The following is a 25,736-nucleotide window of genomic DNA, read 5'->3' as shown; positions in this document are numbered from 1 at the left end:
ATGCCCTCTGCGCCGTCGGCGCCGTGTCCCCCGTCGCCGCCGTCACCGGAGGAGGCGAGCAGTCCGGCATTGCCGCCGTCGCCGCCGGCTTGTCCCGGACGCGTGCCGTCGCCGCCGCGGCCGCCGTCGCCGCCGAACAACCCGGCGTGACCGCCATGGCCGCCGTTGGCTCCGTCGCCGCCACTTCCCCAGAGCAGCCCGCCATTGCGGCCGTTGCACGCCGATCCCGTGCAGTCCGCGGAAGCATCGACGCCATCGCCGATCAGCCACCCGCCGTCGCCCATCATCGGTACCGCGGCACGGACCTGGGGCGAATTCGCGGCGCCGACGCGGTCACGTGAGGAGTCGCCGTCTGACAACCACCAGAGTTCTTCGGAAACAGGCGCATTCGGCGTCAGCAGCGAATCGAAGGAGGCCAGTTCGACGGCCCTGACGGTGGCGGTCGGGGCATCGGACTGCGCCGCCAGCAGCAGCCCGAAGCCGACGACGGCGGCTCCACTCATCCCGGCAGCGAGCCAACGGTTGGCGGTGGTCGCCCCACCGCTGTCGGTCACGCCACGTGCGGTCCGGTGACTTTCAGGCATGCGGATCCCCCGATCTGCTGGTGCTCATGAATTCGCCGGAATCTAACACGGCAAATCGTCAACTCGGTCAATTACTTCCGCAGGTCCGGATAATCACGTCGTGCGATTGTTTGCCGAATCAGTATTCCGGGCCGGAACTCGCAGAATCGGGCGAAGCTCGGCGCCCGCCATGAATTCGCAGGTAACGGGCCGCGGTATCGCCTTCACAAGTGGTGTGCAGAACTCGCAAACTTCGCTGCGAATGCCATAGCTCGCGGCCGACGACAAATTTTTCTGTGTCAGCGCTTGCGCTCGCGCACCTTGTAGGTCGATGGCCAGGATTCGCGTGTCTCGTCGCCGACGAGGGGGATGCCCTTGCTGCCGATCCTGACGTCGTAGGCCTCTTTCCCCGCACCGACCTCCCGGTTGGCGTGCTCGGTGGCCAGGTAGATCAGTTGGTCGATCTCCGCCTCGGCGAAGGCGACGAACGTCGTCTTGCGGACGAGTTCCTCGGCGGGCGGTGTCATCCGGTCGGGCAGCACCCGCGTCAGCAGGGCGGCCAGGCCCAGCAGCGCGAACGGCACCACCCAGTAGCAGACGAACGACAGCGGTGTGCGGGTGTCCAGAAGGGTCGCATCGCCCTGCACGATCGGCGGGATCGCCGACGACACCGTCATGCCGCCGAACACCGCGATCCAGATCCAGGTCAGCAGCGAGGTGATGCGGAGGAATGGTTCGCTCTCGACGACCTCTTTGGGCTGACCGGCTTCGGCGAACTCGCGCACGAACGGCCTGCCGATCAGCGCGCTGATCAATGACACCAGGAAGATCCCGCCGGTGCTCAGTGGCTGTATCCAGCGCTCCATGAACCCCTGGCTCACCGTGAAGGTGAGCACGGTCAGGATGAAAAAGGTTGCAACCGCGCCGATTTCCAGTGTCCGCCCCGGCGACCCGCTGAGCCGCGCGAGGACGAACGCGGCAATCGCGACGGTGAACGCGACCAGGACGGCCGCGACGAAGGGGACGTTGCCCACGAGCACCCAGTAGACGATCCACGGCGCGAACCCAAAGAGTATTCCCACGAGCGGTGAGTGTATTGAGTCACATCGCGGCGACGTACGTTGGCACCGTGACACAGCGCATCAATGTCTCCTCGGGCTCGGAGTTCGAAAACCTCGTCGGCTACTCGCGCGCGGTGCGCATCGGACCGCACGTCGTGGTCGCGGGCACGACGGCACCGGGCGACGGCCCGGCGGCCCAGACCCGGGAAGCCCTGCGCCGCATCGAGATCGCGCTGGCCGAGGTGGAGTCGTCGCTGTCGGACGTGGTGCGCAGCCGGATCTTCGTCACCGACGTCGCGGCGTGGCGTGAGGTCGGTGCGGTGCATGCCGAGGTGTTCGGTGACATCCGGCCGGTGACGACCATGGTGGAGGTGTCTGCCCTGATCGCACCGGAACTGGTGGTCGAGATCGAGGTCGACGCGTACGTGACGGACTGAGTCGAGCGCCCGTTCAGCCGTCGAGAGCCGCGAACCGACCGGCCCCATCGGGCAGGTAGCGAGTGACGCTAATCACAGCCGTGACAGGTAGGGGTCCGTACAAATGTGGGAACACCATGCCATCGGGATCCGTTGGGACTCCGGGTTCCCAGCACACAGGCGAGGAGAGACGTGCGGCGTCGATGCGGAGCAGCACCAGATCGGTCCGACCGGCGTACAGCCGGTTGGCCGGCAGATGCACCTGCTGCGGGCTCGACAGGTGCACGAAGCCCGCGCCGTCCAGCGAATCGGGCCGCAACGCACCGCAACGGCGCGCCGCGTCCCACTCCTTGGCGGTACACAGATGAACGAGCACGTCGACGACGGAATCCGGCTCGGAAGTCATACCGTCAGCCCCCAACCGTCGCAACACGGGTATCCGTGAGACACGACACACCCGTAAACCCCCGGGGAACAAGGCCGGAAGCCCAAGCGTCTGACAGAGTAGATGTACGTCGCTACACCCTATGGAGGTGCCATGACCGCAACGCTCACCAGTCCCGAATTGACCAAGGCTGATCGCTGCGATCGTTGTGGCGCCGCGGCCCGGGTGCGGGCGAAGCTTCCTTCGGGCGCCGAACTGTTGTTCTGCCAGCATCACGCCAACGAGCACGAGGCGAAGCTTGTCGAGCTGGCCGCGGTCATCGAAGTCAGCCCGCTGGAGCCATAGCCTCGAATCGGCGATGCTGGTCTGGTCATGACTGACCAGTCAGCACGCTCACCCGGGCGGCCATCAACGAGGGCCAAGCCGTCACGCCACCACATTCGACACATCACCGGACGCACACTTTTGAAAAGCTGGGATGACTCCATCTTCTCGGAGTCAGCCCAGGCAGCGTTCTGGTGCGCGCTGTCGCTGCCCCCGCTGCTGCTGGGAATGTTGGGAAGTCTGGCTTACATCGCGCCGATGTTCGGTCCCGAGACCCTGCCGATGATCGAGAACCAGCTGATCAGCACGGCCGGGCGGTTCTTCTCCCCGAACGTGGTCGTCGAGATCATCGAGCCGACCGTGCGCGACATCGTCCTCGGCGCCCGTGGCGCGGTGGTGTCGCTGGGGTTCGTGATCTCGCTGTGGGCGGGGTCGTCGGCGATCTCGGCGTTCGTGGACTCCATCACCGAAGCCCACGACCAGACGCCGCTGCGCCATCCCGTCCGGCAGCGGTTCTACGCGCTGGGCTTGTATGTCGTGATGCTCGTCGGTGCCATCCTGAGCGCACCGTTCCTCGCCCTGGGGCCGCGTAAGGTCGCCGAATTCATCCCTGACAGCTGGGACAAGGTGTTGCAGTTCGGCTATTACCCGGTGCTCTTCCTGGCCCTGGTGGTGGCGTTCAACCTGCTGTACCGGGTGTCGCTGCCCAAGCCGCTGCCGTCGCATCGGCTGCTGACCGGCTCGGTGCTCGCCGCAGTGGTGTTCCTCGTCGCGACATGGGGGTTGCGGGTCTATCTGACCTGGATCACCGGCACCGGTTACACCTACGGCGCGCTGGCGACACCGATCGCGTTCCTGCTGTTCGCGTTCTTCCTGGGCTTCGCGATCATGCTCGGCGCCGAACTCAACGCCGCCGTCCAGGAAGAGTGGCCCGCTCCGGACACCCACGCCAAGCGCTTCCGGTGGTGGCTGGAGGGCAAGGCCGAATCACTCAACGGCGGCGCCGGCGCGGCCGCCCGCCCGGATGGGCCCGGCGGGGTCGCCAACGGCGACACCGCTACTTCTTGAGCTGCTCGTAGATTTTCTTGCAGTCGGGGCACACCGGTGACCCCGGCTTGGCCGATCGCGTCACCGGAAACACCTCGCCGCACAACGCGACGACGTGGGTGCCCATGACCGCGCTCTCGGCGATCTTGTCCTTCTTGACGTAGTGGAAGAACTTGGGAGTGTCGCTGTCCGTCCCGTCGTCGACGCGTTCGTCGGTCTCGGTGCGTTCGATGGTCTGGGTGTCCATGGGGTCCATTCTGCCCCGCAAGAGATCGGTAAGAAACGCGATGGGCGCACCCGGGTCCAGATGTGGAACAGTAGAGGCATGAAACACGGCCAAGAGCTGAGTTTCGACGGCTTCGACGACGAGGGCCGGCCCGTTCTGATCACCAGGGCCGCCCCCGCCTACGAGGAGCAGCACCGTCAGCGGGTACGCAAGTACCTGACGCTGATGTCGTTCCGCGTGCCTGCCCTCATCCTCGCCGCCGCCGCCTACGGCATCTGGCACAACGGCCTGCTCTCACTGGCGATCATCGTGTTGTCGATTCCGCTGCCGTGGATGGCTGTTCTGATCGCCAACGACCGGCCGCCCCGCCGCGCTGAGGAGCCGCGGCGCTACGACTCGAAGGGCCGCATTCCCCTGTTCCCGAGCGCGGACCGTCCGGCGATCTACGGCAAGCCGCCCTTGACCGAGCCGCACGACTCCGCCGAGTCGCGGCACGAGGCAGACGGTTTCCACGATTCCGACCGTTCCAGTGGCGATGTTCCGCGCTGAGCTTCTTCAGGCGCACTTCTCAGCACATTCTCAGGTCTGGCTGCGATAACCGCAGCTCAGCAGGTGTGAACGACGGCAAGGTTGGGAACTCTTTGCGGGCGTAGGGCGTTGTAGCTCATGAAAGTTCGACCCGATCAGGAGGCCGTAAATGGCAATTGCCACCAGCAGTCGCGTTGACCAAGATCTTGATGCTCAGAGCCCTGCCGCGGACTTGGTGCGCGTCTATTTGAACGGCATCGGCAAGACCGCGCTGCTCAACGCGGCCGACGAGGTGGAACTCGCCAAGCGGATCGAAGCCGGCCTGTACGCGCAGCATCTGCTCGATACCCGTAAACGTCTGGGCGACAACCGCAAACGCGACCTCGCCGCTGTGGTCCGCGACGGTGAGGCGGCGCGCCGCCATCTGTTGGAGGCGAACCTGCGACTGGTGGTGTCGCTGGCCAAGCGCTACACCGGCCGCGGGATGCCGCTGCTCGACCTGATCCAGGAGGGCAACCTGGGCCTGATCCGCGCGATGGAGAAGTTCGACTACGCCAAGGGCTTCAAGTTCTCCACGTATGCGACGTGGTGGATCCGGCAGGCGATCACGCGAGGGATGGCCGACCAGAGCCGCACCATCCGGCTGCCCGTCCACTTGGTCGAGCAGGTCAACAAGCTCGCCCGGATCAAGCGCGAGATGCACCAGAATCTGGGCCGCGACGCCACCGACGAAGAGCTGGCCGAAGAATCCGGGATCCCCGCCGAGAAGATCGCCGACCTCCTGTCGCACAGCCGCGACCCGGTGAGCCTGGACATGCCTGTGGGCAGCGACGAGGAAGCACCCCTCGGCGATTTCATCGAGGACGCCGAGGCGATGTCCGCGGAGAACGCCGTGATCTCCGAGCTGCTGCACACCGACATCCGGTACGTGCTGACCACCCTGGACGAGCGCGAACAGCAGGTCATTCGCCTGCGGTTCGGGCTGGACGACGGTCAGCCGCGCACCCTGGACCAGATCGGCAAGCTGTTCGGGCTGTCCCGCGAACGCGTGCGCCAGATCGAGCGCGAGGTGATGGCGAAGCTCCGCAACGGCGAACGTGCCGACCGGTTGCGTTCCTACGCCAGCTGACGACCCCCGACCAATCTCGTGGGAAAGCCCGCCGGATCCCCGGCGGGCTTTCTGCTGTCCCTTGTCGCCGGTGGTGTGGGCCGTGTCGCCCCAGGAAGCACCGCTGTTCAGACGGGTCGACCGGTAGACTCTCGACAGACGGAGGGTGTGCGAATGAACGATCTGGTCGATACCACCGAGATGTATCTGCGAACCATCTACGACCTCGAGGAAGAGGGCGTCATCCCGCTGCGTGCGCGGATCGCGGAACGTCTCGATCAGAGTGGACCCACCGTCAGCCAGACCGTGTCCCGGATGGAGCGCGACGGGCTCCTGCACGTCGCCGGTGACCGGCACCTCGAGCTGACCGACAAGGGCCGCGGGCTGGCCGTCGCGGTGATGCGCAAGCACCGCCTCGCCGAGCGGCTCCTGGTCGACGTCATCGGGTTGCCGTGGGAGGAGGTGCACGCCGAAGCCTGTCGCTGGGAGCACGTGATGAGCGAGGACGTCGAGCGCCGCCTCGTCCAGGTGCTCAACAACCCCACCACATCCCCGTTCGGAAACCCCATCCCCGGCCTGTCCGAGCTCGGGGTCGGGGACGACCTGATCAACGACGCCATGAACCTGGTCCGCCTGACCGAGCTTCCCGCGGGCATGCCGGTCGCGGTGGTGGTGCGGCAGCTGACCGAACATGTCCAGGGCGACGCCGACCTGATCGCCCGGCTCAAGGACGCCGGTGTGGTGCCCAACGCCCGCGTGACCGTCGAGGTCAACAACCACGGCGGCGTCATGATCGTCATCCCGGGCCACGAACAGGTCGAGCTCCCCCACGAGATGGCCCACACCGTCAAGGTCGAGAAGGTCTGACCGACCAACCTCCCTGGACCTCACGATTAACCGGCCCGGCGGCCGAACAGTTGCCGCGGCGGCAGCCGCACACCCAGCTGCCTGGCGAGGCGATAACCCGTCTGCGCCAGTTCGCGGATCTGTTCTGGCCGCATCCCCGATTGCAGTGCCGTGTCCAGCATGCCGGCCATCCGGTGTGACGGCGCACAGCGCAGTGCCGCGTCCAGTGAGATGCCCGCAAGCGGCCCGTCCCCGCGCGCATAGGCCGAAAAGGCCAGCAGCACAAGCGCCTCCACCCGCCACGGCTCCGGCAGCCTGCGGGCCAGATCGGCCCACAGCGATTCGGCAGGACCCGCGTGGTCACCGACCGCGAGCGCATACAGGGTGTCGCGCACCCGGGGGTCGGTCAGCGCCAGCGCGAGTCGAGCCAGCTGGTCATCGGTAAGCGGACGTCCGTCGCCGATCTGCCCGGCGCAGGCGAGGGTGTGCTCGATGTCACTTCTGGCCTGCCCGTCCGGACGGTCAAGATCGATCGGGTCGAGCTCCTCGATCGCCTCGGCCAGCGCGGCGCTGCGCTCGGGGTCGGCGACCGCGACCACCGCGACGAGCTCAGAACGCCGCCGGTAGAGACGCCTGCCGTCGAGCACGGCGGCCGCCGCGATGGGTGACGCGGCCGGGTCCTCGACCACACCCGAGTTGCCGCAGCCGTCCGCGCAGTACCACCGGCCGCCCGCGGCGACCTTGTCGACCACGTGCGCTGCGAAAAGTTCGACATCGCGTTGCGCGAGCCCGACGGCCAAATCGCGTGCCAGCTCGCGGTACTCGTCGGCACACATGCGGCACGACGCCCCTTCACCGTCGACGATCACCGCGATCGCGATCTCCGCTCTGGACGCGGCCGCCAATTCCGCGAGGCGGTGCAGCGAGCCACCGACCTCACCGTCGAGATCCGCCCGTAGGACCGCGCCCATCTCTCCGTGGGCGGCGGTCACGAGCACCAGCGATTTCTCCGGCACGAAGCCGAGCACAGCGGGCAGCGCGGCGATGAGGGCCCCGGGTCGGTCGAGCGGGGTATCGGGATGATGTGTTGAGGACATACCGCAAACCTCGCAACCGCCGCCGACGGCAAACCGGCGACGACGATCCCGCGGACCTGAACTGTGGATGGAACCGCGATTGGGGACAGGTGAGCGCCGCGCCCTCGGCAGTGTTCACCTGGAGTTGACGTCGGTGACATACGAGATCGGGGCAGCGGGCGTAGACCTTGTGCCATGGGTTCCATGCAGGAATACGACCTCGTCGTCATCGGTTCCGGCCCAGGCGGACAGAAGGCCGCCATCGCCGCGGCGAAACTCGGCAAGTCCGTCGCCGTGATCGAGCGGGGCCGCATGCTCGGCGGGGTGTGCGTCAACACCGGCACCATCCCGTCGAAGACCCTGCGGGAGGCCGTCGTCTACCTCACGGGCATGAGCCAGCGCGAACTGTACGGCGCCAGCTACCGGGTGAAAGAGAAGATCACCCCGGCCGACCTGCTCGCGAGAACACAACACGTCATCGGCAGGGAGATCGACGTCGTGCGCTCACAGCTGATCCGCAACCGCATCGAGCTCTACGTCGGTCACGCCCGCTTCATCGACGAGCACACCATCCACGTCGACGACCCGAACCGGGCCGAACGCGTCACGGTGAGCGGCCGCTTCATCGTCATCGCCACCGGCACCAAGCCGGCGCGCCCGCTGGGCGTCGAGTTCGACGAGGACCGCGTCCTGGACTCCGACGGGATCCTCGACCTCAAGTCCATCCCCGGTTCGATGGTGGTGGTCGGTGCGGGCGTGATCGGCATCGAATACGCATCGATGTTCGCCGCGTTGGGCACCAAGGTCACCGTCGTCGAGAAGCGCGACAACATGCTGGAGTTCTGTGACCCCGAGATCATCGAGGCGCTGAAGTTCCACCTGCGCGATCTGGCCGTCACCTTCCGCTTCGGTGAGGAGGTCACCGCCGTCGACGTCGGGTCCGCAGGCACCGTCACCACGTTGGCCAGCGGAAAGCAGATCCCCGCCGAGACCGTCATGTACTCGGCGGGCCGCCAGGGCCAGACCGACCACCTCGACCTTCCCAACGCCGGCCTTGAGGCCGACGGCCGCGGTCGCATCTTCGTCGACGACAACTACCAGACCAAGGTCGACCACATCTACGCCGTCGGTGACGTCATCGGGTTCCCCGCGCTGGCCGCCACGTCCATGGACCAGGGCAGGCTGGCCTCCTACCACGCGTTCGGTGAGCCCTCCAAGGGCATGACCGAGCTCCAGCCCATCGGCATCTACTCCATTCCGGAGGTCTCCTACGTGGGTGCGACCGAGGTGGACCTGACCAAGGACTCGGTGCCCTACGAGGTCGGGGTGTCCCGGTACCGCGAGCTGGCGCGCGGGCAGATCGCCGGCGACTCCTACGGCATGCTCAAGCTGCTCGTCTCGACGGAGGACCTGCGACTGCTCGGGGTGCACATCTTCGGCACCAGCGCCACCGAGATGGTGCACATCGGCCAGGCCGTGATGGGCTGCGGCGGCACGATCGAGTACCTCGTGGACGCCGTCTTCAACTATCCGACGTTCTCCGAGGCCTACAAGGTCGCGGCACTGGACGTGATGAACAAGCTGCGCGCGCTCAACCAGTTCCGTTCCTGAACCACGCTATCGGCAGCCGCCCCGACAACGGCGCGGTGGCGAATGCCCATGATCGTCCCCACCTCGCTCATGCGGAATGTCACATCGGCATGCGCGCGTTCGAACAAATGGGTGACGCGGGGTATACCGCCGTGGCGGGAATCCCCGCATGCGGGACACTAGAGGTTCACGGTGCGGCCGACATCACCGTCGCGGCGCACCGCGAAAAGGAGGCGAGAGATGGCTGACAACACAGACGATCCCGGCCGGCAGTACCAACCAGACCAGACCGGCATGTACGAACTCGAGTTCCCCGCTCCGCAGCTCTCCGCTGCGGACGGCCGCGGGCCGGTCCTGATCCACGCCCTCGAGGGCTTCTCAGACGCCGGCCGGGCGATCAAGCTGGCCGCCGAGCACCTCAAGAACACCCTCGACACGGAACTGGTGGCGTCGTTCGCGATCGATGAACTACTGGACTATCGGTCGCGGCGGCCGTTGATGACGTTCAAGACCGATCACTTCACGCACTACGACGATCCCGAGCTGAACCTCTACGCGCTGCACGACAGCGTGGGCACACCGTTTCTGCTGTTGGCAGGGCTGGAGCCCGATCTGCGATGGGAACGTTTCATCACCGCGGTGCGCCTGCTGACCGAGAGTCTCGGGGTGCGACGGGTCATCGGGCTCGGCGCCATCCCGATGGCCGTCCCCCACACCCGGCCGATCACGCTGACCGCCCACTCCAACGACAAGGAACTCATCTCCGACCACCAGCCCTGGGTCGGTGAGGTTCAGGTCCCGGGCAGCGTGTCCAACCTGCTCGAGTTCCGGATGGCCCAGCACGGTCACGAGGTCGTCGGGTTCACCGTGCACATCCCGCACTATCTGGCGCAGACCGACTACCCGTCAGCCGCCGAGACGCTGCTGTCGGAGGTCGCCAGGAGTGGTTCGCTGCAAATCCCGACCGCGGCATTGGCGCAGGCGGCCGCCGAGGTCCATGACAAGATCAACGAGCAGGTCGCGGCCAGCCCCGAGGTCGCTCAAGTGGTGGAGGCTCTTGAGCGCCAGTACGATGCGTTCGTTGCCGCTCAGGAGAACCGATCCCTTCTGGCGCACGACGAGGATTTGCCAAGCGGTGAGGAACTCGGCGCCGAGTTCGAGCGATTCCTGGCCCAACAGACCGGCGACGACACGAAAGACAAGGACCATCCCGGCGACGGTCACTAGCAACACGTAGCTGCCATCCGTCCCGACGACGAAGTGGGCGACATGACCGTGGACCTCGGGCTCGCACCGTGACCGACCGCAAACCGAACCTGCGATCTGTGCGGGAGCTGACCCCGACGTTGCAGTTCAAGACGATTCACGGCTATCGCCGGGCCTACCGGATAGCCGGGTCGGGTCCCGCGATCCTGCTGATCCACGGCATCGGCGACAACTCCACCACGTGGAGCACCGTGCAGACCAAGCTCGCGCAGCGGTTCACCGTCATCGCGCCCGACCTGCTCGGCCATGGCAAGTCCGACAAGCCGCGCGCCGACTACTCGGTGGCCGCGTACGCCAACGGCATGCGCGACCTGCTCAGCGTGCTGGACATCGACAGCGTCACCGTGGTCGGCCACTCCCTCGGCGGTGGGGTGGCGATGCAGTTCGCCTACCAGTTCCCGCAACTGGTCGACCGCTTGATCCTCGTCGGGGCCGGCGGCGTCACCAAGGAGGTGAACATCGCTCTGCGGGTCGCGTCAATGCCCATGGGCAGCGAGGCGCTGGCCCTGCTGCGGCTGCCTCTGGTACTGCCCGCGTTGCAGGTCATCGGACGGATCGGCGGCGGCCTCTTCGGATCGACCGGGATGGGCCGTGATCTCCCCAACATGCTGCGCATCCTCGCCGACCTGCCCGAACCGACCGCGTCGGCGGCGTTCGCGCGAACGCTGCGCGCGGTGGTGGATTGGCGTGGCCAGGTGGTGACGATGCTCGACCGCTGTTACCTGACGCAATCGGTTCCCGTTCAGCTGATCTGGGGCAGCGCCGATTCGGTCATCCCGGTCAGCCACGCCGAGATGGCGCACGCGGCGATGCCGGGGTCGCGACTGGAGATCTTCGAAGGTTCGGGACACTTCCCGTTCCACGACGACCCGGATCGCTTCGTCGAGATCGTGGAGCGGTTCATCGACACCACCGAACCGGCCGTCTATGACCAGGACTACCTGCGAAGTCTGTTGCGCGCCGGTATCAGCGAGGGCACGATCTCGGGGCCTGTGGACACCCGCGTCGCGGTGCTCGACGCGATGGGCGCCGACGAACGCAGCGCAACCTGACCGGCGCCGGAGCAGTTTGTCGGCTCGCCGACGTGCCCAGCACGTAGCATCGGCGCATGGCCATCGACGTGACAGTGCTGCGCGTATTCACCGACGAGGACGGCAGATTCGGCAACCCTCTCGGTGTGGTCGACGCGGCCGCCGTAGACCCAGCTGATCGACAACGCCTCGCCGCCGAATTGAGTTACAGCGAAACCGTATTCGTCGCCTTGCCTGACACGGGACGCAGCACCGCCCACGCTCACATCTACACGCCCACCACCGAACTCCCCTTCGCCGGACACCCGACGGTGGGTGCGTCCTGGTGGCTCAAGAACCGGGGGACGCCGGTCAAGACGTTGCAGGTGCCCGCGGGCATCGTGCAGGTTAGCTATACCGACGACCTGACCTCGGTCAGTGCGCGAGCCGATTGGGCACCGGACTTCTCGATCTACGATCTCCCCACGGTCGACGACTTGGAAGCCGCCGACCCCGACGACTACGGCGACGACGTCGAGCACTATCTGTGGACGTGGCTGGACAAGCCTGCCGGCAGGATCAGGTCCAGGATGTTCGCCCCACATCTGGGGATCCGCGAAGACGAGGCGACGGGTGCGGCAGCCGTGCGCATCACCGAGTACCTCAGCCGCGATCTGACCATCGTGCAGGGGCAGGGGTCGATCATCCAGACCACGTGGAGCCCCGAGGGCTGGGTGCAGGTCGCCGGACGGGTCGCCGACGACGGGACACGTCAGATCGATTGAGCGGGCTCGCCCTCCACCGGCGCCTGGCGGTGTGCGCGCAGCGCCTGGATCTCGCGCTCGAAGTCCTCGGCGGACGAGAAGGACCGGTACACCGAGGCGAACCGCAGATAGGCCACCTCGTCGAGTTCGCGCAGCGGCCCGAGGATCGCCAGCCCCACCTCGTGGCTGGGCACCTCAGGAGAACCCGTCGCCCGCACCGCATCCTCGACCTGCTGGGCGAGCAGGTTCAGCGCATCGTCGTCGACTTGACGGCCCTGGCAGGATCGGCGCACGCCCTTGATGACCTTGTCCCGGCTGAAGGGCTCGGTGACACCGCTGCGCTTGACCACCGCCAGCACCGCGGTCTCGACCGTCGTGAACCGCCGCCCGCATTCCGGGCATGACCTGCGCCGCCGAATCGCCTGGCCTTCGTCGGTCTCACGGGAATCGACAACCCGGGAATCGGGATGACGGCAGAACGGACAGTGCATCACCGCTCCTTCGCCACACCTGCAGACAACCGCTTCGAACGCCCTCGAGCGTACCTGCGCGGTTCGTGGCCGGCCCAGCGCCGGACCGATTGGCGCATACCTCACGTCAGGTTCCCTCAGAGTGGTTGAGCGGCTGGGTGTTTGGTGGAGTCGACGCGTGCGGTCAGCCGACGGGGGCGATGAGGGTCTGCCCCGCGTCCAGCGCCACCGAGTCGAGTTCGTTCAGTTCGCGGATCCGCGCGACGACATCGCCGACGGGCGCTTCGGGGGCCACCCGCTGGGCCACCTGCTGCAGGGACTCGCCGGTCTGGACCTGCACGACCGCCAGCCGGCCCGGAATCTGGGCTTCACTGCCGACGACGCCCCCGGACTGGGCGACCAGCCCGAGCCACATCGTGATCGCGCCGGCGATCAACGCCAACACCACGGTGGTCGCGGGTGTGATCGGACGCCGTCGATGCGAGGCGCGCGACACCAGCACACCCGTTCCGCGGTAGCGCATCGGCGCACCTGCGGGCCGTCGCGACCGCGGCCTACGCCGTGCCGTGGCCGGTCGCGACCGCGGACGGTCGAGCACGGTGCCCGCCCTGCCTGCGTCGGGTCGGGGGGCCCGCTCGAACTCGTATCCGGCCTCGCGGGTGTGGAGGATCGTCATCTGTCTGCCTTTCATCCCGGGACGTCTTCGCTCTTGTGTTCGAATCGTAGTCGATCATGTGTTCGATGAATAGAACATGTGATCGAACTGTTGCGAACGCTAACGCAGCCCACCGACAAGTCCGGCGCGACACCGAACGGGCGCCGACACACCTCGAACACATGTTTGATTCTTGGCGCTGCCCGGGTTAGATTCGGGCACATGAGCGACGACAGCAGCGAAAGCACGGACAGCGCCCCCGCACCCCGTTCGAGCCTGACCGAACGTCAGCGCACGATTCTCGATGTCATTCGCGCGTCGGTGACCACCCGCGGGTATCCGCCCAGCATCAGGGAGATCGGCGACGCGGTCGGGCTCACCTCGACCTCGTCGGTAGCCCACCAGCTGCGCACCCTCGAGCGCAAAGGCTATCTACGCCGTGACGCGAACCGGCCCCGCGCGGTCGACGTGCGGGGCGCCGACGACGCCGGCGCCCCGGTGGTGACCACCGACGTCGCGGGCTCGGACGCACTGCCGGAGCCCACGTTCGTCCCGGTCCTCGGACGCATTGCGGCAGGCGGCCCCATCCTCGCCGAGGAAGCCGTCGAAGACGTGTTCCCGCTGCCGCGCGAACTGGTCGGCGAGGGATCGCTGTTCCTGCTCAAGGTGGTCGGCGAATCCATGATCGACGCCGCGATCTGCGACGGCGACTGGGTGGTGGTCCGGCAGCAGAACGTCGCCGACAACGGTGACATCGTCGCGGCGATGATCGACGGCGAGGCCACCGTCAAGACGTTCAAGCGCACGCGCGGTCAGGTCTGGCTGATGCCCCACAACCCGGCTTTCCAGCCGATCCCGGGCAACGATGCCGCGATCCTTGGCAAGGTCGTCACCGTCATCCGCAAGATGTAGCGGCCGCCCGGCTACTCGCCTCGGACGAAGCCGTTGGTGCGGGCCATTTCCTCACTGGCGAACCAGATGTGGGCCGAAGCCTCGTCGTAGTCGGCGTCGCCGGGCACCCAGTACAGACCCGAGCCGGTGTCCGCCTTGACCGGATAGCCCTCGGGGATCTCGTTCGGATCATCGAGCGGGAGGCGCAGCGCCGGGGCCGACGGCAGGGGCTCGTCGATATCGATACGGGCGTGGCGGCCGGTGTCGGTCAACGGATCACGTCCCAACGCGACCACCGGTTCCGGCTCCGGGGCGGCCGCCGGCTCGTCCTCCGGCGCGACGATGGGTTCGCGGTCGGCCGCCACCGCGGAGACCTCCGAGGCCGTGGGGACCCGCGTGGGCGCGGTGTCGATGGCGTCCTGGTCTTCCTGCTCGACCGCGGACGGACCGATGCCCGACTCGACCGGAGCTTCGCTCTGCACCGGCACGCCCCAGAAGCTCAGCGGGCCCGACGGGAACTCATCGGAGGCAGGCTGCTGCGCCGGGGCGGCCGAAGACAATGAGCCCAGTCCTTCACGGGCATAGCGATCGGCGAACAGCGTGTCCTCGCGACCGTCCTCAGCCCGGCCGTCCCCGCCTGCCAGGGCGGGTTCGTAACCCCGGCCGTCGTCGACGGGAGCGCCGGCGTTCGGACCGAACAGATCGTCGTCGTCACCGCGACGACGATTCCGCACGACGGCGAAAGCGATCAGCCCGCCGAGCAACAACAGCGGCACGACGGCGAGCAACCACCACCACGTCCAGCGCAGACCCTTTCCGTCGTCGTTCGTCGTCTGCGCGGGCGCGGGCGGCGCATCCTGTTCGGGCACCTCGAGGCCGGCCAACTGCGACGCGAGGTTGGCGGGCTCGGTGCTGAACCTCTTGGTCGCCGAGTTCCACGAGATGGCACCACCGCTGAACCGCTGGGTGGTCTCCTGGCCGTTCTCGGTCTGGTCCGCCACGGGCGGGCCCAGCTCACCGGTGGCCCCTCCGAGCTTCTCCCACGCCGCGTTCATCGGTCCGCGGACGATCACGGCACCGTGGTCGGGCGTCCAGAAGATGACCGGCTTGTCCTCGGCGGCGAAAGTGCTCATCCGACTAGCCGGCGCCACCCCACCGTCCACCTCGCTGGTGACCGGGAATCCGAGGTCGCCCTCCGGCCCGCCGACACTCTCGTACTTGGCGAGCACCTGACCGGTCACGACGTTGGCCCCGGTTTCGGGGCTGTAGAAGATCTTGCCGTTGACGAAGTCCTGGCCCATGCCGTCGGAGCCGATCGGGTAGGGCTCCCCCTCCGCGGCGCCCAACGGCCCGAGTGGTCCCCCGGCCGCCCGGCGCGCGGCGTTGATCGCCGACACCGGATCGTCGGGAATCTCGAGGTCCGTCAGCTGAGTGGCCAGTTCGGGCGGTACGGTCGTGAAGGTCCTGGCGCGGCGGTCATAAGACAACTCGCCAGCGGTGAACTTCTGCCTGACGACCGCACCGTCGTAGGTCTCGTCCTCGGCGGGCACTCCGAGGACACCGGAGGAGCCACCCAGCTTGTCCCACGCCGCATTGATCGCCCCGCGGACCACCCGCGCACCCGTCGCCGGGGTCCAGAAGATCACCGGGTTGTCCGGCGCGCTCAGCGTGGAATTGCGGCTGTCCGGCGCTCGGCCCGGCCCCTCGTCGATGGTGGGAAACCCCAGGTCGCTGTCGGCAGGACCGCCGAGCGCCTCGTATTTCTCCAGGATCGCGCCCTGCATCAGATGTGCGCCGGTGTCGGGGGTGAAGAACATCTTCCCGGAGGCGAAGTTCTGGGCGAATCCGTCGCCGGCCGGATAGACGTCGCCCGACTTGGGACCCAGCGGACCGGTGTCTCCCCCATTGGCCTGCCAGGCCGCGGTGATCGCGTCGTTGGCCTCGACCTCGGGTTGCGCCGTGGCGACCGGCGCCAACAGGAGCGCCGCGGCGACCCCCAGCAGCCCGATCGTCGCGCGACCGACCACACCTATGCGCAGCATCGGCTGCCGGATCATTCATCCTCCCCGCGGTCGGCGACACACGTTGCTTCGACAGACCCTCCGAAACAACTTCGAAAAGCCCTGCGAAAGTACCGCGTCCGTTCACTTTGCGTCAGTGGACGTCGATTACCAAGTAACCTCGCCGATTCAGCGAAAAGAATATGCGGAGATCGATCGTCGGCTGCGGCGTGGTCGGATGCCCTGGACTAGATGCCGAGACTGCGGCCGATGATCTCCTTCATGATCTCCGACGTCCCCCCGTAAATGGTCTGCACCCGGGCGTCGAGATAAGCGCGCGCCACCGGATATTCGCGCATATACCCGTATCCGCCGTGCAATTGCAGGCACCGGTCGATCAGATGGACTTGTTTCTCGGTGGAATACCACTTGGCCATGGCCGCCTGCTCGGCGGTCAACCGGTCGTCGAGGTGCAGGCGGATGTACTCGTCGACCATCATCCGCACCACCGTGGCTTCCGTCGCGAGTTCGGCCAATACGAAGCGGCTGTTCTGGAAGCTGCCGATCGGCTTGCCGAACGCCTTGCGCTCCTTGGCGTACTGGACGGTCTGCGTCAACACCGCCTCCATCGCGGCGGCGGCCATGATGGCGATCGAGATTCGCTCCTGCGGCAGGTTCTGCATCAGGTAGATGAAGCCCTGGCCCTCTTCGCCGAGCAGGTTCTCCGCAGGAACCTTGACGTCGTTGAACGACAGTTCGGCGGTGTCCTGGGCGTCCAGGCCGACCTTGTCGAGATGGCGGCCGCGCTCGAACCCCTCCATGCCACGCTCGACCACCAGCAGCGAGAACCCGAGCGCCCCCTTGTCGGGGTCGGTCTGGGCCACCACGATGACCAGGTCGGAGTGAATGCCGTTGGTGATGAACGTCTTGGAGCCGTTGAGGATGTAGTGGTCCCCATCCTTGACCGCCTTGGTCTTGATGCCCTGCAGGTCGCTGCCGGTGCCCGGCTCCGTCATCGCGATCGCGGTGATCAGCTCACCCGTGCAGAACTTGGGCAACCAGCGCTGCTTCTGCTCCTCGGTGCCCAGCCTGATCAGATACGGCGCCACCACGTCGTTGTGCAGGCTGAACCCCAGTCCGCTGAAGCGGCCCGCGGTGACCTCCTCGGTGATGACGGTGTTATACCGGAAGTCCGCGACACCGCCGCCGCCGTACTCCTCGGGGACCGCCATGCCCAGGAAGCCCTGCTTGCCCGCCTCCAGCCACACGCCGCGATCGACGATCTTGTCCCTCTCCCACTCCCCGTGGAACGGCGCGACGTGCCGTTCGAGAAACGAGCGGAAGGAATCACGGAACATGTCGTGTTCGGGTTCGAACAGGGTGCGCTCGTAGGCGACGACTGACGTGGGTGCCTTGGCTGCCGGACTGGCTCCGCTGCCCATCGATATCCTCCGTGGTGTGGTACGGGCTGTTACCACCAAACGTACCCCATCCAACCGGATGGTTGGTCGGGCCGCCCAGGGGTTGGTCCCGTCGTCGTAGACTCACCGCCATGGCCTCGGCCGCATCCTCAGCCCTGACGAGCCTGACGCACTGGGGAGCCTTCACCGCGACCGTCGACGCCGGGCGACATCACGTCGGTGACGCCGCTTCACGGCGATGCCGATCCGTCCCCCGTTCTGGGCAACCTGCCCGGATCGGTGCGACACATCTCGCGCATCACGTCGCCGGCAGTCCGGCGCGGCTGGCTCGACAACGGGCCGGGCGCCACCCCCGGCGTGGCGCCGACGACTTCGTCGCGGTGTCGTGGGGCGAGCTCACCGAGCTTTTGGCAGGCGAACTCCGCCGCGTCATCGACACCCACGGAAACCAGGCGATCTACGGGGGTTCCTATGGCTGGGCCAGCGCAGGACGTTTCCACCACGCCCAGAGCCAGATACATCGGTTCCTGAACTGTCTTGGGGGCTATACCTTTTCACGCCACTCCTACAGCCTCGGCGCCACCGGGGTGATCATGCCCCGGGTGGTCGGCACCCACGACGACTTCTCCGGTTCCAGAAACGATCCCGTGCTGATGGCCATGCCGAAACTGACCGAGCCGTACGCGGAGGCGCGCGACGACTACGCGACGACTACGAGACGTTCGCCGCACTCGCCTGCCGGCTCGGCGTCGACGATCAGTTCACCGAGGGGCGCACAGCACGGCAGTGGCTTGCGCATCTCTACGAAACCTGGTCCTCATCACTGGATTTCGCGGTGCAATCCTTCGACGAGTTCTGGAAGGCCGGCCGGCTGACACTGCCGACCGAGGACGGACTGACACTGCTCTCCGACTTCCGTGCCGACCCCTCGACGCACCGGCTGGGCACGCCGAGCGGGCTGATCGAGATATTCTCCTCCGACATCGACGGGCTTCGGCTACGACGACTGCGTAGGGCATCCGGCATGGTTCGAGCCGACCGAATGGCTCGGCGGACCACGGGCGGACCGCTTTCCACTGCACCTGCTGGCCAATCAGCCGGCCAGCAGACTGCACGGTCAGCTGGACGGTGGCGCGGTCAGTCAGCAGTCGAAAGTGGCGGGCCGAGAACCGATTCGAATGAATCCGGCGGATGCGCGGGCGCGTGGCCTGCTGCAGGGCGACATCGTAAGGGTGTTCAACGACCGCGGCGCGTGCCTGGCGGGTGTGGTGCTCGACGCGGCGGTGCGCCCGCAGGTGGTGCAGCTGTCGACCGGGGCGTGGTTCGATCCCGCCGATCCGGCCGACCCGGACGCGATGTGCGTGCACGGCAACCCCAATGTGCTCACCGACGATGTCGGCACGTCATCGCTTGCCCGCGGCTGCACGGGCGCGCACGTGCTGGTGGAGGTGGAGAAGTTCACCGCCGCAGCGCCGCCGGTACGCGCCCATCAGCCCCCGTTGGTCAGATAGCCGGGTCTACGGCGTGCGCTGAGCGTGCCCGCGGGTGCCGGCACCACGCGAACTGCGGCGCCTGTTGCCACCTGCACCTCGGGTGCTGGCGCCACCACGCCGATGGTCGGGACCGCGATCATGCTTGGGTGCGGCGGCTTTCGGCGCGGGGGCAACGACTTTCGGCGCCGCACGCAGCGGCGCGATCTCCCCGACCAGTGCGTGCACCGGAGCGGAGTCCGCGGTGACCTCCTGGGGACGCACGGTGATGCCTGCTTTACGCAGCAGTTGCTGGGTGTCCCTGCGCTGTTCGGGCAGCACGACGGTGACGACGTCACCGTCGCTGCCTGCCCGCGCGGTACGCCCGGAGCGGTGCAGGTAGGCCTTGTGCTCCATCGGCGGGTCGACGTGCACGACGAGTTCGACCCCGTCGACATGGACGCCGCGCGCGGCGATGTCGGTGGCCACCAGCACCCGGGCGGTGCCGCTGGTAAAGGCCGCCAGGTTGCGGTCGCGGGCGGGTTGCGACAGGTTGCCGTGCAGGTCCACCGACGGCACACCCGATTCGGTGAGCAGCTTGGCGAGCTTGCGGGCCTGGTGCTTGGTGCGCATGAACAGAATCCGGCGACCCGTACCTGATGCCAGGCGGTGGACCAGGTCCTTCTTCTGCTGGGCCCCGCCGACGTGGAACACGTGATGGGTCATCACGGCGGGCACCTCGTCGGCCTCCTCGACCGAGTGCATCACCGGCTCGCGCAGGAAGCGCTTGACCAGCTTGTCGACGCCGTTGTCCAGGGTTGCCGAGAACAGCAGTCTCTGCCCCCCGGCGGGAGTCGCCGCCAGGATGCGGGTGACGCCGGGCAGGAAGCCGAGATCGGCCATGTGATCGGCCTCGTCGAGCACCGTCGTGTTGACGTTGTCGAGGTGGACGAGCTTCTGTCGCATCAGGTCCTCGAGGCGGCCGGGGCAGGCCACGACGATGTCGACTCCGGCGCGCAGCGCGCTGACCTGCTTGCTCTGCGAGACGCCACCGAAGATCGTGGTGACGCGCAGACCGGATGCGGCGGCCAGGGGCTGCAGCACGGCGGTGATCTGCGTGGCGAGCTCACGAGTGGGGGCAAGGACCAGACCGGTCGGACGAGATGGCTGGCTGCGGCGCCCGGTGAGGGTTGCCACCAGCGGCAGCGAGAACGCCAGCGTCTTTCCGCTGCCGGTCTTCCCCCGGCCGAGCACGTCACGCCCGGCGAGCGCGTCGGGCAGCGTGGCGGTCTGGATGGGGAACGGTTCGGTGATGCCTCGCTCGGTCAGTGCCTGCACGAGGGGTGCGGGCACGCCGAGGTCGGCGAAGGATTGCGTGGTCATGTGATGTGTGCCTTTCCGGCCTGTTCGGGCTGCGTGTGCCCGGGCAACCGGGACGGAGTCCGTCCAGCGGGAGTGCGCACACATTGGCGGTTTCGCCGTAGTGGGTGGTCTTGTCGACGTTCCAGGTGGTGGGCGGGGGTGTCTCGAAGAGATTGCCGAGTCGTCCGCAGTCGACGTTCACGTTGAGCCTACCGCACGACGGCGCGCGCAGTGCATCGCCGCGGTCAGAACGTGTCGAACTCGCTCAGTGCCGCCGCCAACGAGATCGGTACGCGTGCCTTGATCCTGGTGCCGAAGTCGGTGTGCTCCACCGCATCGACGCGCCCGTCGGCATGCACGCGGTTGACGAGATCGCCTCGGCTGTAAGGGATTGTGACGTCGATCACTGTGTCGGTCGGGGCGATCATCTCGGCCATGCGCGACTGCAGGCGGTCCAGGCCGTCACCGGTGCGGGCGGACACGAACACCGCATCGGGCAGTGCGCGGCGCAGCTTGGCCAACGCCAGGTCGCCGGCGGCGTCGATCTTGTTGACCACCAACAACTCCGGCGCCACCTTGCCGTCGTGATCGGCTATGACTTCGTTGACGACCTGCCGCACCGCGTTGATCTGCGCGAGCGGGTTGGCATCGGAGCCGTCGACGATGTGCAACAACAGGTCCGCGTCGACGACCTCCTCGAGCGTCGACCGGAAGGCCTCGACGAGTTGCGTCGGCAGGTGCCGCACGAAACCCACCGTGTCGGTCATGACGAACCCCCGTCCGTCGGCGAATTCGCCACGGCGAGTTGTCGGTTCGAGGGTGGCGAACAACGCGTTCTCAACCAGCACGCCCGCGCCGGTCAGCGCGTTGAGCAGGCTGGACTTCCCGGCGTTCGTGTAGCCGACGATGGCCACCGAGGGCATGTCGCTGGCCAGGCGGCGGCTTCGCTGGGTGTCGCGGACCTGCTTCATGTCACGAATCTCGCGGCGCAGCTTGGCCATTCGCTCGCGGATCCGGCGGCGGTCGGTTTCGATCTTGGTCTCGCCGGGTCCGCGGGTGCCCACCCCGCCACCGCTGCCGCCTGCGCCGCCACCCTGCCGCGACATCGACTCACCCCAGCCCCGCAGCCGCGGCAGCATGTACTCCATCTGCGCGTAGGCCACCTGGGCCTTGCCCTCCCGGCTGGTCGCGTGCTGGGCGAAGATGTCCAGGATCAGCGCGGTCCGGTCGATGACCTTGACCTTCACCGCCTTCTCCAGCGCGTTGAGCTGGGCGGGGCTGAGCTCGCCGTCGCAGATCACGGTGTCGGCGCCGGTGGCCAGCACCACCTCGCGCAGCTCGGCGGCCTTGCCCGACCCGATGTAGGTCGACGGGTCCGGCTTGTCGCGGCGCTGGATCAGCCCCTCGAGCACCTCCGAGCCCGCGGTCTCGGCCAGCGCCGCCAACTCGGCCAGGCTGGCGTCGGCCTCGGCGGCGGTGCCGTCGGTCCACACCCCGACCAGCACGACCCGTTCGAGACGAAGCTGGCGGTACTCGACCTCCGAGATGTCGGCGAGTTCGGTCGACAGGCCTGCCACGCGGCGCAGGGCGACACGGTCTTCCAGGGCGAGTTCGCCGGTGCTGGGGATGTTGGGTTCAGTCATGTACTTGGAGATGTTGCCCCTTCGAGGTGCGTTCGTGCATCTGTTTTACTGCGCCCGCCACCACACGTCGGACAACTCACCGCCGGCGACCAGCACCGACGGGCCCCGCAGGTAGCTGGTGGCCTCGGTGACGCGCACCGTGACCTGCCCGCCGGGAATGTGCACCTCCAGCGTGCCGGTTTCCTCGCCAGCGGTCGCCAAGGCAGCCACCGCGATCGCGACGGTCCCGGTGCCGCAGGATCGCGTCTCGCCGACGCCGCGCTCGTGGACCCGCATGCGCACCGCCCCCGCCACCGGTGTCGTGGCGACCTCGACGTTCACCCCGTCAGGGAACTGGTCGTGGTCGAACAGCACGGGCGCGGCGACATCGAGCGCAGCGAGCTCATCGACCGTCAGCCCGGGATCTACGCAGGCCAGGTGGGGGTTGCCGACGTCCACCGCCAGCCCCGCGAAACGTCGTCCCCCGACCACCGCCTCGCCCGCCCCGAGCCGGTTCACCTTGCCCATCTCGACGCTGACGTCAGCGGACGTGCCGTCGACGGTGTGCAGCTCGACCGGACGCGGACCGGCCAGCGAGCCCACGACGAATTGCTGCCTGCGCTCCAGCCCCTGCGCCCACAGGTAGTGGGCGAACACCCGCACGCCGTTGCCGCACATCTGCGCCACCGACCCGTCGGCGTTGCGGTAGTCCATGAACCAGTCGTCGGCGGTGACGCCTTCGGGGAGGTCGTCGAGAACGCCCGCGTCGCGAGCCGCACCGGCGACGGTGACGCGCAGGACTCCGTCCGCGCCGAGCCCGCGCCTGCGGTCGCAGAGCGCGGCGACGGCGGCCGGCGTCAAGTCGATCGCGGCGGGCAGATCGGGCAACAGCACGAAGTCATTCTCCGTGCCGTGCCCCTTGGCGAACTTCACCTGCTCAGGATACGTCGCGCCACACCCGCAGCACCCGGTCGACGTTTCCGGAGGCGGCGCCGTCGAGCCAGGTGATGCGGTGGTCGCGGCGGAACCACGATCGCTGCCTGCGCACGTAGCGCCGGGTGCCGATGAAGGTCAGCTCGCGAGCCGCCGAACCGTCACCGCCGGCGTCCAGCTCGGCGATCACCTGGGCGTAGCCGAGCGCCCGCGACGCGGTGACCCCGTCGCGCAGACCCCGGTCGAGCAGCGCCGCGACCTCATCGACCAGCCCGTCGGCGAACATCTTGTCGGTCCGGCGGACCAGCCGGTCGTCGAGAGCTGCTGTTTCCCAATCCAATCCGACGATGGCGGTGTTCCAGCGCGGTCTCCCGATGCGGGGCGCCGAAGCCGCGAACGGCTGTCCCGTCAACTCGATGACCTCCAGTGCCCGCACGATGCGCCGGCCGTCGGTGGGGAGGATCGCGCTGGCGGCGGCCGCGTCGACGCGGGCCAGCTCGCGGTGCAGATCGGCCACGCCGACCTCGGCGAGGCGACGCTCCCATCGCGCCCGCACCCGCGCGTCGGTGGCGGGAAACGACCACTCGTCGAGCAGTGACTGCACGTAGAGCATCGACCCGCCGACCACGATCGGCAGCGCCCCACGCGCGGCGATCGCCTCCACATCGGCGGCGGCGGCCTGCTGGTAACGGGCGACGGTCGCGGTCTGCGTGACGTCGAGGACGTCGAGCTGGTGGTGGGGAATGCCGCGGCGGTCGGCGGCCGCCAGCTTCGCGGTGCCGATGTCCATGCCCCGGTAGAGCTGCATCGCGTCGGCGTTGACGACCTCGGCGGCGATCTCGGCGGCGAGTTTCTCGGCGACGGCCAGCGCCAGGTCCGATTTGCCTGTTCCGGTCGGGCCGACGATGGCCAGCGGTCGCACGGTCGTCACGGGTGCCAGATGCCGACGAAGTATCCGACGCCGTAGGGCGCGCCGCGGTAGAGCTCCTCGGCCGATCGCGGGCCGCGTTCTGTGAGCCCGGCCAGCACCCGGTAGGCGGTCCGGCCCACGATCCCGTCGGGCAGCCGGGTCAGCGCCGCGCTGTCCCCCGCGGCCAGAGCGTCGTCGAGGGCCGCCTGCACCGGGATCGACTCGGGGTCGTAGCCGCCCGGGGCGGGCGGGCTGAGGGTGTTGGCGCCGTCGGCGACGACGAGCACGCCGATCGGGTCGTCGGTGGCGTCGATCTCCGTACGCAGGCGCCGGCCCAGCGTCACCGCGGTGCCGTGGTCGTGATCGCTGCGGTAGGCGCGCACCTCGGCGCTGGCCGTGGGCTGCGCGAGCCCGCGCAGCCACGCCGTGATCAGCGCACACAGCGGCAATGCCGCCGGGTCACGGCCTGCGGCGGCCGCCTCACCGGAGAGGCCGACCCGGACGTCCACGCCGTAGCCGGCGAAGGTGCCGACCGAACCGGGGCCCGCGACGCTGTCGGTGCCCATGTCTCCGACGCCGACCCCGATCCAGCGCGGCGGCAGCGCGGTGACCGCGGCAATCGCGGCGGCACGCAGGTCCGCGGTCTCGGCGGATGCCGCGGCGGCGAGTTCGGGGACCATGACGGGCGCCGACGGCACGATGGCGATAGCGCTCAGCACGCCACCAACGTAGCCGCCGCGGCAGCTCAGGCCGGTTCTCGGGTGGCGGCTTCCCCGCGGGCGAGGGCGACGGTCGCCGCGACCATGACGGCCACCGCGGCGAAAAGGGTGAACCAGCCGGCCTCGCCCGGCCGCAGCGTCTCGCCCAGAACGACGACCCCGAGCGCGGAGGCCACCATCGGCTCGGTGACGGTCATCGTCGGCAACGACGCGGTCAACGTGCCCGCGCGGAACGACGCCTGCTGCATGGCTGTGCCCGCGACCGCGACCAGAGCCCACGCATAGAGCTCCGGGGTGGCCAGCAGCTTCCCGACACCGGCCACGCTCGTCACGTCGAGGCGGTCGACCACCGACTTGGTCAGCACCGCGAACAACCCCCACAGCGCCCCGGACACCACGGCGAGCAGCACCGCGCCTGCCGGACCCGACCACACCCCGGCGCCGATCAGGCACAACACCAGGGCGGGCCCCAGCACGGCGGCCACCTCGATCCATGACTGCAGCGAGGCCCGCGACTGCCCGGCGGTCGGATTCCCGACGGTCACGATGACGATCACCGCCCCGGCGAGCAGCACGGCCCACATCCACTCCCAGCGGGTGACCCGCCGGTGTGACTGCCGGGCACTGATCGGCAGCGCGAAGAGCAGCGAGGTGACCAGGACCGCCTGCACCAGCAGCACCGAGCCCAGGCCCAGCGCCGCGGCCTGCAGCGCGAACCCGGCGGCGGCGACGCCGCTGCCCAGCCACCACTGGCGGTCCCGCAGCAGGCTCAGGAACAGCGCGAGGTGGCCGACGGGCTCATCGGTGACCTCGTGCGCCGAGCGTTGGTGGATGACGTCGCCGACCGCGATGAAGAACGCTGCGGCCAGGGCGAGCAGAGCGGCAATATCCGCTTTCGCCATCGACCACCTCCGGTGAGTATTCGCACCGAGCCTAGATACCAGGCACTCCACCCAAGGCGTGGGCGCGGCGGGCGGTGACCTGTTTGAATGGCTGCTACGCCGTTCGACGGTTTTCGGTGGCTTCGAGATCCGTCGGCGGTGAGTCAGCTGGTAGGCGCCGCGGTGCGCGGCA

Annotated in this window: 25 protein-coding genes and 2 pseudogenes; 12 read left to right on the top strand and 15 right to left on the bottom strand. The window is 68.0% G+C overall.

Features of this window, described 5'->3' with window-relative positions; translation table 11 throughout:
- A pseudogene (locus H7I57_RS13505) lies at nt 1-554 on the bottom strand (hypothetical protein); the annotation flags it as partial.
- A 308-nt stretch (nt 555-862) separates the two neighbouring features.
- Nucleotides 863-1,645: a hypothetical protein gene (locus H7I57_RS13500; RefSeq protein WP_264024041.1), complete on the bottom strand. Its 783-nt coding sequence runs from the start codon at nt 1,643-1,645 to the stop codon at nt 863-865.
- Between the two features lie 47 nt (nt 1,646-1,692).
- Between H7I57_RS13500 and H7I57_RS13495 the strand changes: the two genes are divergently transcribed.
- Nucleotides 1,693-2,061 (top strand): RidA family protein, encoded by a 369-nt coding sequence (locus H7I57_RS13495; protein WP_264024040.1) that lies wholly within the window; start codon nt 1,693-1,695, stop codon nt 2,059-2,061.
- 13 nt (nt 2,062-2,074) lie between these two features.
- Here the strand turns inward: H7I57_RS13495 and H7I57_RS13490 are convergent, their stop codons facing one another.
- Complete coding sequence (locus H7I57_RS13490) at nt 2,075-2,446, bottom strand: DUF952 domain-containing protein (protein ID WP_264024039.1); 372 nt, start codon at nt 2,444-2,446, stop codon at nt 2,075-2,077.
- A gap of 132 nt (nt 2,447-2,578) precedes the next feature.
- Here H7I57_RS13490 and H7I57_RS13485 point away from each other — a divergent pair, with 132 nt between their 5' ends.
- Together H7I57_RS13485 and H7I57_RS13480 are read left to right on the top strand one after the other, a co-directional pair.
- Nucleotides 2,579-2,770 carry a DUF7455 domain-containing protein gene (locus H7I57_RS13485; protein ID WP_043408089.1) on the top strand — a complete coding sequence of 64 codons (192 nt, stop codon included), beginning with the start codon at nt 2,579-2,581 and terminating at the stop codon, nt 2,768-2,770.
- A gap of 27 nt (nt 2,771-2,797) precedes the next feature.
- On the top strand, nt 2,798-3,817 hold the full coding sequence (locus H7I57_RS13480; RefSeq protein WP_264024038.1) for a YihY/virulence factor BrkB family protein: 1,020 nt from the start codon (nt 2,798-2,800) through the stop codon (nt 3,815-3,817).
- Here the strand turns inward: H7I57_RS13480 and H7I57_RS13475 are convergent.
- On the bottom strand, nt 3,807-4,043 hold the full coding sequence (locus tag H7I57_RS13475; RefSeq protein WP_264024037.1) for a DUF3039 domain-containing protein: 237 nt from the start codon (nt 4,041-4,043) through the stop codon (nt 3,807-3,809). The genes H7I57_RS13480 and H7I57_RS13475 overlap by 11 nt on opposite strands.
- A 60-nt stretch (nt 4,044-4,103) precedes the next feature.
- Between H7I57_RS13475 and H7I57_RS13470 the strand changes: the two genes are divergently transcribed.
- The 3 genes from H7I57_RS13470 to H7I57_RS13460 all read left to right on the top strand — a co-directional run bounded on the left by H7I57_RS13470 (nt 4,104) and on the right by H7I57_RS13460 (nt 6,525).
- Nucleotides 4,104-4,571, top strand: coding sequence for a DUF3099 domain-containing protein (locus H7I57_RS13470; protein ID WP_264024036.1), 468 nt, complete (start codon nt 4,104-4,106; stop codon nt 4,569-4,571).
- Between the two features lie 148 nt (nt 4,572-4,719).
- Nucleotides 4,720-5,679, top strand: a complete 960-nt coding sequence (locus H7I57_RS13465; protein ID WP_264024035.1) for a sigma-70 family RNA polymerase sigma factor — start codon at nt 4,720-4,722, stop codon at nt 5,677-5,679.
- 153 nt (nt 5,680-5,832) lie between these two features.
- Nucleotides 5,833-6,525 (top strand): iron-dependent transcriptional repressor DtxR, encoded by a 693-nt coding sequence (locus H7I57_RS13460; RefSeq protein WP_264024034.1) that lies wholly within the window; start codon nt 5,833-5,835, stop codon nt 6,523-6,525.
- A gap of 26 nt (nt 6,526-6,551) precedes the next feature.
- On the opposite strand, the gene H7I57_RS13455 is transcribed toward H7I57_RS13460, so the two are convergent.
- On the bottom strand, nt 6,552-7,601 hold the full coding sequence (locus H7I57_RS13455; RefSeq protein WP_264024033.1) for a DUF4192 domain-containing protein: 1,050 nt from the start codon (nt 7,599-7,601) through the stop codon (nt 6,552-6,554).
- A 183-nt stretch (nt 7,602-7,784) separates the two neighbouring features.
- Between H7I57_RS13455 and sthA the strand changes: the two genes are divergently transcribed.
- From sthA to H7I57_RS13435, 4 genes are all read left to right on the top strand, one after another.
- Nucleotides 7,785-9,191, top strand: a complete 1,407-nt coding sequence (gene sthA / locus H7I57_RS13450) for a Si-specific NAD(P)(+) transhydrogenase (protein ID WP_264024051.1) — start codon at nt 7,785-7,787, stop codon at nt 9,189-9,191.
- A gap of 219 nt (nt 9,192-9,410) precedes the next feature.
- Nucleotides 9,411-10,397: a proteasome assembly chaperone family protein gene (locus tag H7I57_RS13445; protein ID WP_264024032.1), complete on the top strand. Its 987-nt coding sequence runs from the start codon at nt 9,411-9,413 to the stop codon at nt 10,395-10,397.
- A 68-nt stretch (nt 10,398-10,465) separates the two neighbouring features.
- A complete protein-coding gene (locus H7I57_RS13440) occupies nt 10,466-11,488 on the top strand; it encodes an alpha/beta fold hydrolase (protein WP_264024031.1) in 1,023 nt (340 codons plus the stop codon).
- Nucleotides 11,489-11,544: 56 nt separating this feature from the next.
- A complete protein-coding gene (locus H7I57_RS13435; RefSeq protein WP_264024030.1) occupies nt 11,545-12,231 on the top strand; it encodes a PhzF family protein in 687 nt (228 codons plus the stop codon).
- Here H7I57_RS13435 and nrdR read toward each other — a convergent pair.
- Nucleotides 12,219-12,701 (bottom strand): transcriptional regulator NrdR, encoded by a 483-nt coding sequence (gene nrdR, locus H7I57_RS13430; RefSeq protein WP_264024029.1) that lies wholly within the window; start codon nt 12,699-12,701, stop codon nt 12,219-12,221. The genes H7I57_RS13435 and nrdR overlap by 13 nt on opposite strands.
- Nucleotides 12,702-12,864: 163 nt before the next feature.
- Entirely contained in the window at nt 12,865-13,356 is a 492-nt protein-coding gene (locus tag H7I57_RS13425) for a LysM peptidoglycan-binding domain-containing protein (protein WP_264024028.1), read from the bottom strand.
- Nucleotides 13,357-13,557: 201 nt separating this feature from the next.
- On the opposite strand from H7I57_RS13425, the gene lexA reads away from it, so the two are divergent.
- Nucleotides 13,558-14,247, top strand: coding sequence for a transcriptional repressor LexA (gene lexA, locus H7I57_RS13420; RefSeq protein ID WP_264024027.1), 690 nt, complete (start codon nt 13,558-13,560; stop codon nt 14,245-14,247).
- 11 nt (nt 14,248-14,258) lie between these two features.
- On the opposite strand, the gene H7I57_RS13415 is transcribed toward lexA, so the two are convergent.
- Nucleotides 14,259-16,283 (bottom strand): LGFP repeat-containing protein, encoded by a 2,025-nt coding sequence (locus H7I57_RS13415; protein WP_264024026.1) that lies wholly within the window; start codon nt 16,281-16,283, stop codon nt 14,259-14,261.
- Between the two features lie 191 nt (nt 16,284-16,474).
- Entirely contained in the window at nt 16,475-17,668 is a 1,194-nt protein-coding gene (locus tag H7I57_RS13410; RefSeq protein WP_264024025.1) for an acyl-CoA dehydrogenase family protein, read from the bottom strand.
- Between the two features lie 110 nt (nt 17,669-17,778).
- Here H7I57_RS13410 and H7I57_RS33745 point away from each other — a divergent pair.
- A pseudogene (locus H7I57_RS33745) lies at nt 17,779-19,158 on the top strand (molybdopterin dinucleotide binding domain-containing protein).
- A gap of 6 nt (nt 19,159-19,164) precedes the next feature.
- On the opposite strand, the gene H7I57_RS13395 reads toward H7I57_RS33745, so the two are convergent.
- From H7I57_RS13395 to H7I57_RS13370, 6 genes are all read right to left on the bottom strand, one after another.
- Nucleotides 19,165-20,499, bottom strand: a complete 1,335-nt coding sequence (locus H7I57_RS13395; RefSeq protein ID WP_264024023.1) for a DEAD/DEAH box helicase — start codon at nt 20,497-20,499, stop codon at nt 19,165-19,167.
- Nucleotides 20,500-20,723: 224 nt separating this feature from the next.
- Nucleotides 20,724-22,121: a GTPase HflX gene (hflX, locus tag H7I57_RS13390; RefSeq protein WP_264024022.1), complete on the bottom strand. Its 1,398-nt coding sequence runs from the start codon at nt 22,119-22,121 to the stop codon at nt 20,724-20,726.
- A 45-nt stretch (nt 22,122-22,166) separates the two neighbouring features.
- A complete protein-coding gene (gene dapF, locus H7I57_RS13385) occupies nt 22,167-23,033 on the bottom strand; it encodes a diaminopimelate epimerase (RefSeq protein WP_264024021.1) in 867 nt (288 codons plus the stop codon).
- A gap of 4 nt (nt 23,034-23,037) precedes the next feature.
- Complete coding sequence (gene miaA / locus H7I57_RS13380) at nt 23,038-23,955, bottom strand: tRNA (adenosine(37)-N6)-dimethylallyltransferase MiaA (RefSeq protein ID WP_264024049.1); 918 nt, start codon at nt 23,953-23,955, stop codon at nt 23,038-23,040.
- Between the two features lie 5 nt (nt 23,956-23,960).
- Complete coding sequence (locus H7I57_RS13375; RefSeq protein WP_264024020.1) at nt 23,961-24,662, bottom strand: class III extradiol ring-cleavage dioxygenase family protein; 702 nt, start codon at nt 24,660-24,662, stop codon at nt 23,961-23,963.
- 26 nt (nt 24,663-24,688) lie between these two features.
- Nucleotides 24,689-25,564, bottom strand: a complete 876-nt coding sequence (locus H7I57_RS13370) for a DMT family transporter (protein WP_264024019.1) — start codon at nt 25,562-25,564, stop codon at nt 24,689-24,691.
- Nucleotides 25,565-25,736 lie beyond the last annotated feature (172 nt).

Origin of the sequence: Mycolicibacterium pyrenivorans (assembly GCF_025821625.1) — a bacterium.
In the GTDB taxonomy this organism is placed as follows: domain Bacteria; phylum Actinomycetota; class Actinomycetes; order Mycobacteriales; family Mycobacteriaceae; genus Mycobacterium; species Mycobacterium pyrenivorans.
This window is presented reverse-complemented; position numbering and strand designations above follow the sequence as displayed.